Annotated in this window: 13 protein-coding genes; 3 read left to right on the top strand and 10 right to left on the bottom strand. The window is 35.9% G+C overall.

Going from position 1 to position 12,253, the window contains the following annotated elements; all coding sequences use genetic code 11:
• Nucleotides 1-149 precede the first annotated feature (149 nt).
• The 9 genes from ABN763_RS10930 to ABN763_RS10890 form a co-directional block, all read right to left on the bottom strand.
• Nucleotides 150-1,313: a sigma-54-dependent transcriptional regulator gene (locus ABN763_RS10930; RefSeq protein WP_410485502.1), complete on the bottom strand. Its 1,164-nt coding sequence runs from the start codon at nucleotides 1,311-1,313 to the stop codon at nucleotides 150-152.
• Between the two features lie 23 nt (nucleotides 1,314-1,336).
• The gene (locus tag ABN763_RS10925) at nucleotides 1,337-2,230 is read right to left on the bottom strand and encodes a mechanosensitive ion channel family protein (protein ID WP_410485501.1); all 894 of its coding nucleotides are present in this window, start codon (nucleotides 2,228-2,230) and stop codon (nucleotides 1,337-1,339) included.
• Between the two features lie 3 nt (nucleotides 2,231-2,233).
• Entirely contained in the window at nucleotides 2,234-3,559 is a 1,326-nt protein-coding gene (locus ABN763_RS10920; protein ID WP_410485500.1) for an ABC transporter permease, read from the bottom strand.
• Nucleotides 3,552-4,502: an ABC transporter ATP-binding protein gene (locus tag ABN763_RS10915; protein WP_410485499.1), complete on the bottom strand. Its 951-nt coding sequence runs from the start codon at nucleotides 4,500-4,502 to the stop codon at nucleotides 3,552-3,554. Before ABN763_RS10915 ends, ABN763_RS10920 begins: the two co-directional genes overlap by 8 nt.
• A gap of 310 nt (nucleotides 4,503-4,812) precedes the next feature.
• The gene (gene dnaJ, locus ABN763_RS10910; protein ID WP_410485498.1) at nucleotides 4,813-5,922 is read right to left on the bottom strand and encodes a molecular chaperone DnaJ; all 1,110 of its coding nucleotides are present in this window, start codon (nucleotides 5,920-5,922) and stop codon (nucleotides 4,813-4,815) included.
• 29 nt (nucleotides 5,923-5,951) lie between these two features.
• Nucleotides 5,952-6,512, bottom strand: a complete 561-nt coding sequence (locus ABN763_RS10905) for a nucleotide exchange factor GrpE (protein ID WP_410485497.1) — start codon at nucleotides 6,510-6,512, stop codon at nucleotides 5,952-5,954.
• Between the two features lie 102 nt (nucleotides 6,513-6,614).
• Nucleotides 6,615-7,520 (bottom strand): TIGR01777 family oxidoreductase, encoded by a 906-nt coding sequence (locus ABN763_RS10900; protein WP_410485496.1) that lies wholly within the window; start codon nucleotides 7,518-7,520, stop codon nucleotides 6,615-6,617.
• Nucleotides 7,521-7,589: 69 nt separating this feature from the next.
• The gene (mnmD, locus tag ABN763_RS10895; RefSeq protein WP_410485495.1) at nucleotides 7,590-8,252 is read right to left on the bottom strand and encodes a tRNA (5-methylaminomethyl-2-thiouridine)(34)-methyltransferase MnmD; all 663 of its coding nucleotides are present in this window, start codon (nucleotides 8,250-8,252) and stop codon (nucleotides 7,590-7,592) included.
• A gap of 1 nt (nucleotide 8,253) precedes the next feature.
• A complete protein-coding gene (locus tag ABN763_RS10890; protein WP_410485494.1) occupies nucleotides 8,254-8,724 on the bottom strand; it encodes a DUF4920 domain-containing protein in 471 nt (156 codons plus the stop codon).
• Nucleotides 8,725-8,829: 105 nt separating this feature from the next.
• Between ABN763_RS10890 and ABN763_RS10885 the strand changes: the two genes are divergently transcribed.
• Nucleotides 8,830-9,900, top strand: coding sequence for a branched-chain amino acid aminotransferase (locus ABN763_RS10885; RefSeq protein ID WP_410485493.1), 1,071 nt, complete (start codon nucleotides 8,830-8,832; stop codon nucleotides 9,898-9,900).
• Between the two features lie 61 nt (nucleotides 9,901-9,961).
• Here the strand turns inward: ABN763_RS10885 and ABN763_RS10880 are convergent, their stop codons facing one another.
• The gene (locus tag ABN763_RS10880) at nucleotides 9,962-10,348 is read right to left on the bottom strand and encodes a hypothetical protein (protein WP_410485492.1); all 387 of its coding nucleotides are present in this window, start codon (nucleotides 10,346-10,348) and stop codon (nucleotides 9,962-9,964) included.
• A 314-nt stretch (nucleotides 10,349-10,662) separates the two neighbouring features.
• Between ABN763_RS10880 and ABN763_RS10875 the strand changes: the two genes are divergently transcribed.
• Together ABN763_RS10875 and crcB are read left to right on the top strand one after the other, a co-directional pair.
• Nucleotides 10,663-11,697 carry an SRPBCC family protein gene (locus ABN763_RS10875; protein WP_410485491.1) on the top strand — a complete coding sequence of 345 codons (1,035 nt, stop codon included), beginning with the start codon at nucleotides 10,663-10,665 and terminating at the stop codon, nucleotides 11,695-11,697.
• Nucleotides 11,698-11,712: 15 nt separating this feature from the next.
• On the top strand, nucleotides 11,713-12,084 hold the full coding sequence (gene crcB / locus ABN763_RS10870; protein ID WP_410485490.1) for a fluoride efflux transporter CrcB: 372 nt from the start codon (nucleotides 11,713-11,715) through the stop codon (nucleotides 12,082-12,084).
• The last annotated feature ends 169 nt before the right edge of the window (nucleotides 12,085-12,253 follow it).

The following is a 12,253-nucleotide window of genomic DNA, read 5'->3' as shown; positions in this document are numbered from 1 at the left end:
CATTAACATATTTTTGATTTTATCAAAGTTAAGATTATCAAGTATAAAACACTGATTAACAGGTTTTTGATATTAGCAAAAGTGCAGTGCTGCTTAACATTTACAGCAATCGGAGTACATGTTAACATACAATATATAAGAACGAACTCTTACTTTGAAGCAAACAGTTTCACATCTTCTTCAGAGACTTCTGTACCGCCTAAAATTATAAGTCGTTCGATAACATTACGTAACTCACGAATATTACCGGTCCAATCGTAATCTTGTAATTTTTTAACAGCCTTATCGCTGAAATTTTTATGAGCCACTCCCTGTTCTTCCGCAATTTTTTTAGAAAAATGATCAACGAGTAAAGGAATATCATCTCTGCGATCGTTAAGAGCAGGTACTTTAATTAAAATAACTGCCAATCGATGATATAAATCTTCTCTAAATCGACCTTCGTCAATTTCTTTTTTAAGATCCTTATTGGTAGCAGCGACCACTCGAACATCAACTTTAATATCTTTATCACTACCCACGCGTTGTACCCTACTTTCTTGAAGTGCGCGTAATACTTTTGCCTGAGCCGACAAGCTCATGTCACCTATTTCATCTAAAAAAATTGTTCCTCCATTAGCTGCTTCAAACTTCCCCGCCCGATCTTTATTTGCAGATGTAAACGCTCCTTTTACGTGCCCAAAAAGCTCACTTTCTATTAATTCAGAAGGAATAGCTGCACAATTTACCTCAATCATAGGATTTTTACTTCGCTCACTTTTTTCATGTAGCCAATGTGCCACCAGCTCTTTTCCGGTTCCGTTAGGTCCCGTAATAAGTACCCGAGCGTCTGTGGTTGCAACCTTCTCGATCATTTCTTTGATATGAGCAATCTCCTTTGACTCCCCTATCATTTCATATTTCTTACCTACCTTTTTCTTGAGCCTTTTATTCTCTACTACCAGTTCTTTTTTATCAAGTGCATTACGTACGGTATTCAATAACCTGTTTAAATCTGGTGGTTTCGATATATAATCAAACGCACCTAAACGCATCGTATTTACTGCAGTATCAAGATCACCATGACCCGAAATCATGACAAAAGGGATTTCAGGTTTTATTTTCTTAGTAGCTTCTAAAACCTCAACACCATCCATTTTTGGCATTTTAATATCGCACAAAACCAGATCAAAATCCTCCTTTTTGATCATATCAATGCCTGCCAAACCATCTTCAGCTTCTAATACTTTATAGGAGTCGCTTTCTTCACTTAATATCTTGACCAATACGCGCCGTATTGCCGCCTCATCTTCTATGACTAATATTTTTGACATAACTTGTTTTTATTTTCTTATCACTATAAATCTTCAGCTGACTGATTTGCCTGGAATACATGAACTTCCCTTTGCGGAAATGGAATACTAATACCATGCTCCCTAAATTTTTTATCGATTTCAAAACGCATATCACTTTTGGGGATTCCGGCTATAAAACTATCATCCATGCTAAAAATAAGCTTAAAATTTAGTGCACTATCGCCAAAATCAGTAAAAAGCACTAACGGCTCAGGCACTTTTCTGACCTTGGGATGTGCAAGAGCAACATCTATTAGTATTTGTTTTACCAATTCAGTATCACTGCCATATGCAACGCCAACTGAAATATTCTCACGGGTTAGCGACCCGTTTTCTGTCCAGTTATATAGTATTGAAGTTAGATATTTATGATTTGGAATAATTAAGACCTTATTATCTATTGTCACAGCTCGCGTAGTGCGTAAGTTTATTTTTTCAACCCGACCTACTTTACCATCCAACTCTATAATATCACCTACATGTACCGTTTGATCCAGAAGAATAAATATTCCAGAAATAATGTCTTGAAAAAACGTTTGTAACGCTAAACCAACACCAACTAATAGTGCAGCAGATGCTGCAAATACGGCTGTTACATTAAAACCAGTGTTATCTAAGGTTATAAGTATAACTGCTATATAAATAAAATACTTAATGAATGAGAAAAAGCCTGCAAACTTTAGCTTATCTTCTTCCGGCAGTTTTCTGGTCACCACTTTTCGAACCAACTTTAACACATACGTTGTAACGACAAAAACGAGTATTACAATCAGTATCTGAAGTACTGATATATGTATTTTTTCACTGAGGTATATTTGATGACTTAAAAAGTCGAAAACTTTATCCCAAGTTGATTTAGTCGTTTCTAGAATATCTTCGGTCTTACTCTGAAACATATGCTAATATTTTAACCATTTATAGAGTTCTTTATAGCTAACCTTCTTGCCATGCATTAATATTCCTGTTCTATATATTTTTGCTGCGAGCCATACTATAAAGATAAAGGTTAGTACTAATAATACGATCGATAACACCAATTGCCACCAAGGTACACCGCCTAAAGGATAACGCATGAGCATCACAATAGGAGAAGTTAAGGGAAACAATGAAAATGATACCGCTATTGGTCCATCAGGATTATCAAACACCGAAAAACCACCAACATAAACAGCCAATATCAACGGCACTATTACAGGATAAACAAATTGCTGTGTGTCGGTTTCATTATCAACGGCACTACCAATTGCGGCATAAATTGAACTATAAATAAGATAACCTAAAACAAAATAGACAACAAACAATCCCAATAAGCTTATCCAAGGAATCGTCATCAACTCTTTGAGGTATAAACTTACTTGCGATGCATCACTTGGAGAGATAGATGCGACTTCCATAGACTTTGTCATCGCTGGGTTGGCCGATGACAACTCGTTCATGTTAATACCCAAAAAATAAGTAAGTATTGTAAGGACTGTAAAACCCAGTACCACCCAGATCATAAACTGAAATACTCCTGCCAACGAATTTCCAATTATCTTACCCATCATTAGTTGAAATGGCTTCACTGACGAAATAATTACTTCAACTATACGACTTGTTTTTTCTTCTATTACACTGCGCATGACAAAGGAACCGTAAATCACTATGAACATCATAATTAAATAGCCGAAAGCACTACCTATAAATGCTTTTAACTCATTTATTCCCTTAAGATTCTTGCTCCCTGAAAAGCTCTTTGTGTTTAGATCAAAATCATCGTCAATCTTAGTAAGTGCATCTTTTGAAATGCCATAGTTCGCTAATTGAAGTTGTCTCAACTTTCGCTCAATACGCTGTTCTATATTACCCAGTACCGCAACACTAGGGGAACTAGAAGAGTAAAACTCAATTTCCTCTTCCAAACGATCTAAAGCAGTTTCGTCCGGAATAAATAAAAAGCCGCTAGCCCCCATCCGAAAGCTACTATCTTTCGCCTGACTAAAATTTAGTTTTCTAAAATGTAAAAAAGAAATCGTCTCACTTTTTTCGAGCTCAGTAAGAAACAAACCACTTTGATCAAGTACGGTAATTAACTTTTTATCTTCATTATTAATACTTGTTAAATATACAATTAGCGCTACGGTACCCGCAAAAAGGATCGGGCTTACAAAGGTCATAACGACAAAAGCGCGATTCCGTACCTTCGCTAAAAACTCTCTTTTAACAATCAGACTTAACTTACTCATTATTCTCTTTACTTACTGATTGCACAAAAATATCATTGACGCTTGGCACCTTTTCAACAAAATGGGTAAGGGTACCCTTGTTATTTAAGTATTGTACTAGATAGTTAGCCGTTTTATCTTTATCTAAATGAATATTTAACTTTAACTCATCACCAATAGTCCTAAAATGCGCATCGCTAATTTTGAAATCTTTCTGAATTTGATTTAATAGACCTTTATTATTAGCCGTCTCAAGTGCCACTTCGAATGTGTTCGATCTATATTCACGTTTAATATCTATTAACTTGCCATCTAGTATTTTTTCAGATTTATCAATTAATGCTATATGATCACATAACTCTTCAACCGATTCCATTCTATGGGTAGAAAAAATGACTGTTGCCCCATCGTCTCTTAGTTGTAATATTTCGTCTTTAATTTGGTTTGCATTAACAGGATCGAACCCAGAAAAGGGTTCATCAAAAATTAAGAGCTTCGGATTGTGGAGTACCGTGACCACAAACTGAATTTTTTGGGCCATCCCTTTGGAAAGTTCATTCAATTTTTTGTTCCACCAATGATCAATATGCAATCGATCAAACCAATATTTTAGTTGTGCTTTGGCCTTACTTTTAGATAAGCCTTTCAAACGAGCTAAATAAATTGCTTGCTCACCAACTTTCATATTCTTATACAATCCTCGTTCTTCAGGTAAATATCCTATTTGTCTAACGTGCTCAGGTCGTGAGTGTTCACCATTTAAAAAAAGTGAACCTTCATCGGGTAATGTAATTTGATTTATGATGCGAATAAGGCTTGTTTTTCCTGCTCCATTAGGTCCAAGCAAGCCAAAAATACTTCCTCTTGGAACGCTAATAGAAACCTTATTTAAAGCTGTATAATCTCCGTATTTTTTAGTGATATTGTTGGCAACCAACAAATGTTCAGAGGATGGTGTATGCATGGATTCAAAGATATTCAAATGACACGAAAACAACTGATTTGTTTTTGTTTTATTTGTGTGTCACATTTAACTTAATGGTAGAAACAAAGTGATTTGAATTCATCGATTTTTCAAAATAACTTCATTTTGTTTAACTTTTAAACAACTAACAATAGACAACAAAAAAGAAAAGATACTAACGATAAACAAAACCCACCCTTAGATAAAAGCACTAAGGATGGGAAAAAATTGCTATGAAAAAGAAAAAATTAGCACTATAAAGATATAGCACTAGTATCCAAAGATAACTTTTTTTTGTTAAACAAAAAAGTTATGAAAACATATCTTTTACTTTTTCAAAAAACGATTTATCACTTTTTAATGGGCTCGGTTCGAAGTTTTCATCTCCTTGCATTTTCTCAAAAAATGCCTTTTGTTCTTTCGATAAATTTTGTGGAGTCCAAATATTAATATGCACTAAAAGATCTCCACTTCCATAGCCATTAATACTTGGGATACCCTTACTGCGGAGTCTCAAAATCTTACCAGATTGAATACCCGGTTCTAACTTAATACGGACTTTTCCAGTTACGGTATCAATTTCTTTGCTTGCCCCTAAAATTGCTTCAGGAATACTTGCATAAAGATCATAGTGTAAATTATCGCCTTCACGCTTTAATGTATCGTGCTCTAATTCTTGTATTGCTACCAAAAGATCACCAGAAATCCCATTACCAGGGGCTTCGTTACCCTTTCCGGCAACTTTTAACTGCATCCCATCAACAACTCCGGCTGGAATTGGTATTGTTACTGTTTCTTCCTCGGTGATTAAACCATTAGCATCAGCACCAGAAGGTCTATTGTCGATAGACTGCCCTGCACCTCCGCAAGTATTACAAGTAGTTGCGGTTTGCATCCTACCAAGAATGGTATTGGTAATTCGCGTAACTTGACCGCTTCCATTACAGGTACTACATGTTTTATAAGTGACACCTGCAGCCTGTTTTTTACGCTTAATAGTAATCTTTTTCTCTACACCATTTGCAATCTCTTCTAATGTCAGTTTCACGCGTATGCGTAAGTTACTACCTTTTACTCGACGCTGACCGCCACCACCAAAGCCACCGAATCCGCTAAAACCGCCACCAAAGATATCTCCAAACTGACTGAATATGTCTTCCATATTCATTCCGCCGCCACCAAAACCTCCAGCTCCACCTTCAAAAGCTGCATGCCCAAATTGGTCATATCTTGCCTTTTTCTGTTCATCACCAAGTATCTCGTAGGCTTCAGCTGCTTTTTTGAACATTTCCTCAGCCTTAGGGTCATCAGGATTCTTATCTGGGTGAAATTCTATTGCTTTTTTGCGATATGCTTTTTTTATTTCTGCCTGCGATGCATTTTTACTAACACCTAATATTTCGTAATAATCTTGTTTCACAATACTGTTTTTAAAATAATTAGGGTGTTTTATTGGCCTGTTACCACTTTAGGAAAACGAATAATCTTATCTCCAAGTTGATACCCTTTTTCAATGACATCAACAATTTTTCCCTTCATATCATCTGTCGGAGCAGGAATTTGAGTAATCGCTTCGTGATATTCGGCATCAAAAGCATCGCCAGCATTCACTTCCATCTCGGTTAGCCCTTTAGATTTTAGTGTTTCTTTACACTTGTTGCTAATTAATTCAACCCCTTTTACAAGTTCCTTATCTCCCGACTTCGATATTTCATTAAGTGCACGATCAAAATCGTCTAAAACAGGTAACATGGCCACCATTATATCCTGACCAGCAGTTTTGAAAAGCTCAATACGTTCTTTTGCTGTGCGTTTTTTAAAGTTTTCAAACTCGGCAAATAATCGAAGAAACTTGTCTTTTTCTTTTGCTAAATCTTGCTCAAGCTTCTCTTCTTTGCTAAGCGTCTCTTCCTGTTCATTTACAACATCGTCTTGTTCCGGAGTCATCGTTTCTTGTACCTGGTCTTCCACTTTGCTATCTTTTTCTTCCTTTTTGTTCTTTGTTGCCATAGAATTTTAAAACACTTTTTTATGGGTGCGCAAAAGTACTGCCAATTCTACAAAAATGTCAAAATGTCACAGAAAAATTATAGGAAAACGTCTAATTAGCACTTAAAGCAAATTAGATAAGGCTTTAGGTAAGTTGATATACTTAAAATGAAACCCGACTGATTCTATTTTTTTACTACTTACTCGTTGACTCATAAAAACCAGTGTGTGCATTTCTCCTAGCACCAATTTCATGACAAAACGAGGAATATTAGGCAGAAAAACTGGGGCTTTTAATTGGTTACCAATAGCTTTTACCATTCGCTTGTTAGTAACCGGATTCGGTGCCACCCCATTAAAAACACCCACAATTTCCTTTTCAATTAAAAACAAGAACATATCGGTCAAGTCATCAATATGAATCCATGATTGCCATTGTTTTCCCGAACCAAAAGGGGCACCTACAAAATATTTAATTGGTGGCACCATCTTTTGAAGAGCCCCTCCCTTTTTAGCTAAAACAATGCCAATTCTTATTTTAGAAACCTGAACACCTAAAGACTGGATGCTGTCTATAGCCGCTTCCCATTGCTCGGTAACTTTTGCCAGAAAACTTGTCCCAGCCTTGGAATAATCTTCTGTATAGTATTCGGTTTCAGAATCGGGATAAAATCCGATAGCAGATGCTGACACCAAATGCTTTATCGTATGATCTTTAACCTTTGAAAGCCCTTGTTTTAACGTTCTAAGTGTGTCTATTCGGCTGTTCAATATCTCTTTCTTGTAACTTTCAGTCCATCTTTTTGAAACCGAGGCACCCGCTAGATTTATAATTGCATCACAACCTTCAAAGCATTTTATGTCTATCTCATTTTCCGAAGGATTCCATAAAAATCCTTTGTAAAATGCCGTTTCCTCTAGCTTTGAAGTGTTTGTGGTAAGATAATTTATTGCAATACTTTGCTCTAGGCACTTTTTAACAAGCGCCTTACCTATTAACCCGGTTGCTCCCGTAATTAAAAGTCGCATACTATCATTTTTACCAAAGTTACACCTTATTACAGAGTTATTTCTTGGTTTTATATTGGGTTTAACACCTTAAATTTTGATTGCGCGCAGCATTTCACGCTTTCCTGGTGGGCCCGGGAGTCGTTCAACTTCAAAACCAACTGATTGCATGGCTCTGCGCACACTTCCTTTAGCAGAATAGGTAACCAATATCCCTGATGATTTCATCGCACTATGCACTATTTTGAAAACCTCTTCCGTCCATAATTCAGGCTGAACCCTTGCACCAAAGGCGTCAAAATAAACCAAATCAAACTCATTTATTTGATCAATTTCAAAAAAGTCTTTTTGTTGTTTTACCAATAAGAAATTATCAGAAATATCCAAAACCTCATCCCATTTTGATCCGTGTATTTGATCAAAATAATCAGAAAATTGTTGAGCTTCTAATTCTGCTACATAATTAAGTTGACCAACTTCATTTAACTCAACCGGAAACTTCTCTACGCCGACATAATTAATTTGCAATTTACGCTTATGACTCTCGATAAGTGTTATTAGTGCATTAAGGCCAGTACCAAAACCAATCTCAAGGATATCAATTTTAGTTTTGGTACAATGGTCGAGTCCGCTTTTTATAAAAACATGATACGCTTCTTGAATGGCCCCATGTTTCGAATGATACTGCTCATTCCAATCTTCCAAATGAATGGTATGCGAACCATCGGCTGTTTGAATGATCTTTCGTTTCACTCTATTTTTCAAGCAAAACACCATCAGCCACAAACGAATATGTTAGCTCTGGTTGTGTAATAGCGGCAATTTCTTCCTCTGACTTGCCAGCATCTTTAGCGTAATGTTTTAAATCTTCTACACTTGTTTTATTAACAAATGCCTTACCATTTACAATTACATTTCCTTTTGCATCAAGTGGCATAAAAAAGCCATAATCCTTAAATCGTACCATGGTTTCTTTACCGTCACCCATATCTAAACGCATCCAACAACCTTTCTTAGCGCATACGCTATTAATTGGAGCCTTGAAGGTTGCATCTATGGTATCGTTTTCAGCCAAGGCCTCATATTTTTCTAACATAGAAGCTGTTTCAGTATATCTGGCATTTTCAATTTCTTTACCGAAACTCTCGTATTCTTTTTTACAAGATATCAGTGCAGTTATCATTATAACCAGCCCAAATATGTTCGTTACTTTCAGTTTATTCATGATTACCCTATTTTGTGTTTCATATTTTACAAAATAACGGTTTTTTTAGAGTTTTTGAAATCAACTAGATTGATTTAATCTGTAACTTTGTCAAAATTTTTCGTGATGAAGAGCACAGCCTTAACCGCCGTACAGATAGAAAAAGCAACAACTTCAAGAATAAGACAGGTAGACTTTGAAAATCTTGATTTTGGAAAAGTATTTACTGATCATATGTTTGTCTGTGAATTTAAGAATGGAAGTTGGCAAACCCCTACTATTAAACCGTATCAAGCGATCAGTCTTTTTCCTTCGGCAAGTGTTTTTCATTATGGACAAGCTGTTTTTGAAGGAATGAAAGCCTATAAAGATGATAATGGAAAAATCTTAATGTTTAGGCCTGAAGACAATTTAGATCGCATTAACAAATCTGCTAAGAGGATGGCAATTCCAGAATTCCCAAAAGAATTCTTCTTTGACGGTTTAGAATCACTTTTAAAACTGGATAATGAATGGATAAAACCAGGAATAGGAAACAGTTTATATATACGACCTTTTGTAATTGCCACTGAGGCTGGTGTTAGAGCTTCTGCAGCAAAAGAATATATGTTTTTCATTATATGCTCACCTGCACAATCGTATTATGGTGGTGAAGTTAGATTAAAAATAGAGGAAGAATTTTCACGTGCGGCACCTGGTGGTTTTGGTTATGCAAAGGCAGCTGGAAATTATGGTGGGCAGTTCTACCCAACACAATTAGCTGCTGAGCAAGGTTTTCAACAAATTATCTGGACGGATGCCAAGAATCACGAGTATATAGAAGAAGCAGGGACAATGAACTTGTTTTTCCGCATTAATGATACTTTAGTAACTGGACCAACTAGTGACACCATATTAGATGGTATTACCCGTAAAAGCTTAATTGAGTTGGCAAAATATCACAATATTAAGGTTGAAGAACGACCTGTCAAAGTAAATGAAGTGGTAGAAGCTGCAAAAGATGGTTCGTTAAAAGAAATGTTTGGTGCCGGTACTGCCGCGGTGATAAACCCTGTTAAAGGATTTGGCTTTAGAGGAGAACGTTTTGAATTAGAGAATGTAACGAACTCGTATGCCAGCTTGTTTAAAAAAGAACTTACTAATATTCAATACAATGTAACTGCAGATCCTTTTGGATGGCGATATGTTGTTGAATAGAACAAAACACTTTTTATGAAAATAGGCAGTTAAATTAACTGCCTATTTTATTTCCAGATGTTTAAGATTCCAATATCGCCTTTATATTTGGTTTAAAGTAATTAGGCCCCTTTAACACCTTGCCATCTTCTCGGTATATAGGCTTTCCATCGGCACCCAACTTACTCATGTTACTACGTTGTATTTCTTCAAATACTTCCTCTATTTTATGCTGCATACCGTGTTCTAATATGGTACCGCAAAGTATATACAGCATATCACCCAGTGCATCGGCTACTTCAACCAGATCATTATCTTTTGCAGCTTCTAAATATTCTTCGTTTTCTTCAGCCATGAGATTAAATCTCAGCTTTAACTTATCCTCTCCAAGGTTAGCAATTGGCTCATGTTTTACTCCTAAACCAAAGGACTCATGAAATAGTTGAACGGCAGTTAATTTTCGCTTCATATATTAAAGTGTAATAGGTAATTTTGCATAAAAATAAACATATGCTCAGTACAGGTCAATTAATATTTGCCGGTATTTTCGTCATTGCTTTCACAGCCATTATCATCTTTAGTTACCGTAAAGATTTAAAGATGCACAAAAGTTATTTTAAAGGCGGCGTGATTCCAATTATTATTGGGTTTCTCGTTTTTATAGCTGTTCTACTATTGATCAAATTTTATGTGAAGTAGCCTATTTCTCACAATCTATTATAAGATTAACTACCATAAAAATCGTTATCTTAGCGTTAACATCCACCAATACGACCATTTTTTATGAAAATCATAAAATACCTTTTCTTCTTAATCATCATAGGACTTATCGGACTTCTTGTTTATGCTGGAACCAAAGATGGAAGTTACCAAGTTGTTGAAAGTAAAATGATTAATGCTCCCGCCGAAGTTATTTTCAACAATGTAAATGATTATAAAAACTGGGAAGTCTGGGGTGCATGGATGAAAGAAGACCCAAATATGAAATTGAGTTATGGCGATACTACAAGCGGTAACGGTGCTTCCTATTCATGGGAATCGGAAAAAGCAGGAAATGGAACGATGAAAACGGTATCAGTAATTAATAACGCGGAGATTGTACAAGAGATGACTTTTAAAAGCCCTATGGGAGATTCGCAAAGTAATGTTTATTGGACGTTTGAAGAACAAGATCAAGGGAGCACCAAGGTAAGTTGGGGAATAAACGGAGAACAATCGTTGCTAGAAAAAGTATTCTTCCTTTTTCAGGATCAAACAATTGAGGAAGGCATACAGCCCATGTACAAAGAAAGTCTAGCAAATCTCGATAAGATTATCACAAATGAAGTCACTGCTTACAATGTAAATGTAGAAGGTGTTGTTGAATTTGACGGAGGCTACTATATGTATATGACTACAGAAACACAAAAAGAGGCCATTTCGCAAAAAATGGCTGAGATGTTTGGTGTAATTATGAAATACATGAGTGAAAATAATATTCCTCAATCAGGTATGCCGCTTACCGTTTATAAAGAAATGAATACCGAACAAGGAACGACGATTATGTCGACAGGTATTCCAGTGGCGGAACGTGTTATTGTACCTTGGAACAATGATGTGTTATGCGGCAAATTACCAAAAGGTAAAATGATTAAGACGGTATTGACAGGCAATTACACTAATTTAGGAGAGGCATGGGAAAGCGCATATGCATATATGAATCAAAATGAACTAAAGCCGACTTGGAATAGTGAACCTTTTGAAATATATATGAATGATCCGGGTGTGGTAAAAAATCCAGCTCAATGGATTACCAACCTATACATACCTATTAAATAGCTACATATATACCATATGAAACAGTTGTTATTGGTATTTATAGGCGGTGGTATTGGTAGTGTCGCTCGCTTCATACTCGGAAAATACCTTAACAACCCTAATGACGGGATTCCGTATGGCACCTTTACTGCAAATATTATAGGCAGCCTAGTTATTGGATTAATCTTAGGTTATGCAGCTAAAAGCGACACCTTGAGCCAATCACAAATTACTTTACTAGCCACGGGTTTTTGTGGCGGATTCACCACATTCTCTACTTTCGCATACGAAAATCATGTCTTTCTTAAAAATGGTGACTTGTTTCAATTTTTCATATATACCGCCCTTAGCTTTTTAATAGGCTTTGCAGCCGTATTCTTTGGCATCTGGTTATCAAAGTTGATTTAAATCACATTTTCTCGCCTTTTTGATCACTTTACACTATATAAGGTATCTTATATAGCGGTTATATCCTCATTTTTAACAGAAAAAACGAATCCACCCTTCAATTCGTGGGTACATATTCACATTTATTTTGATTTAAATTAAAGCAACCCTAATTTTTATAGGGTTAATT

Source organism: Spongiivirga sp. MCCC 1A20706, assembly GCF_046524175.1.
GTDB lineage: Bacteria > Bacteroidota > Bacteroidia > Flavobacteriales > Flavobacteriaceae > Spongiivirga.
The sequence above is the reverse complement of the archived record's forward strand: the minus strand, read 5'-3'. Positions and strand labels throughout refer to the sequence as shown.

Excerpts from the sequence above, each read along its gene's own strand:
- ABN763_RS10930 (WP_410485502.1), bottom strand. The coding sequence starts at position 1,313 with ATGTCAAAAATATTAGTCATAGAAGATGAGGCGGCAATACGGCGCGTA.
- ABN763_RS10925 (WP_410485501.1), bottom strand. The coding sequence starts at position 2,230 with ATGTTTCAGAGTAAGACCGAAGATATTCTAGAAACGACTAAATCAACT.
- ABN763_RS10920 (WP_410485500.1), bottom strand. The coding sequence starts at position 3,559 with ATGAGTAAGTTAAGTCTGATTGTTAAAAGAGAGTTTTTAGCGAAGGTA.
- ABN763_RS10915 (WP_410485499.1), bottom strand. The coding sequence starts at position 4,502 with ATGCATACACCATCCTCTGAACATTTGTTGGTTGCCAACAATATCACT.
- ABN763_RS10905 (WP_410485497.1), bottom strand. The coding sequence starts at position 6,512 with ATGGCAACAAAGAACAAAAAGGAAGAAAAAGATAGCAAAGTGGAAGAC.
- ABN763_RS10900 (WP_410485496.1), bottom strand. The coding sequence starts at position 7,520 with ATGCGACTTTTAATTACGGGAGCAACCGGGTTAATAGGTAAGGCGCTT.
- ABN763_RS10890 (WP_410485494.1), bottom strand. The coding sequence starts at position 8,724 with ATGAATAAACTGAAAGTAACGAACATATTTGGGCTGGTTATAATGATA.
- ABN763_RS10885 (WP_410485493.1), top strand. The coding sequence starts at position 8,830 with ATGAAGAGCACAGCCTTAACCGCCGTACAGATAGAAAAAGCAACAACT.
- ABN763_RS10880 (WP_410485492.1), bottom strand. The coding sequence starts at position 10,348 with ATGAAGCGAAAATTAACTGCCGTTCAACTATTTCATGAGTCCTTTGGT.
- ABN763_RS10875 (WP_410485491.1), top strand. The coding sequence starts at position 10,663 with ATGAAAATCATAAAATACCTTTTCTTCTTAATCATCATAGGACTTATC.
- crcB (WP_410485490.1), top strand. The coding sequence starts at position 11,713 with ATGAAACAGTTGTTATTGGTATTTATAGGCGGTGGTATTGGTAGTGTC.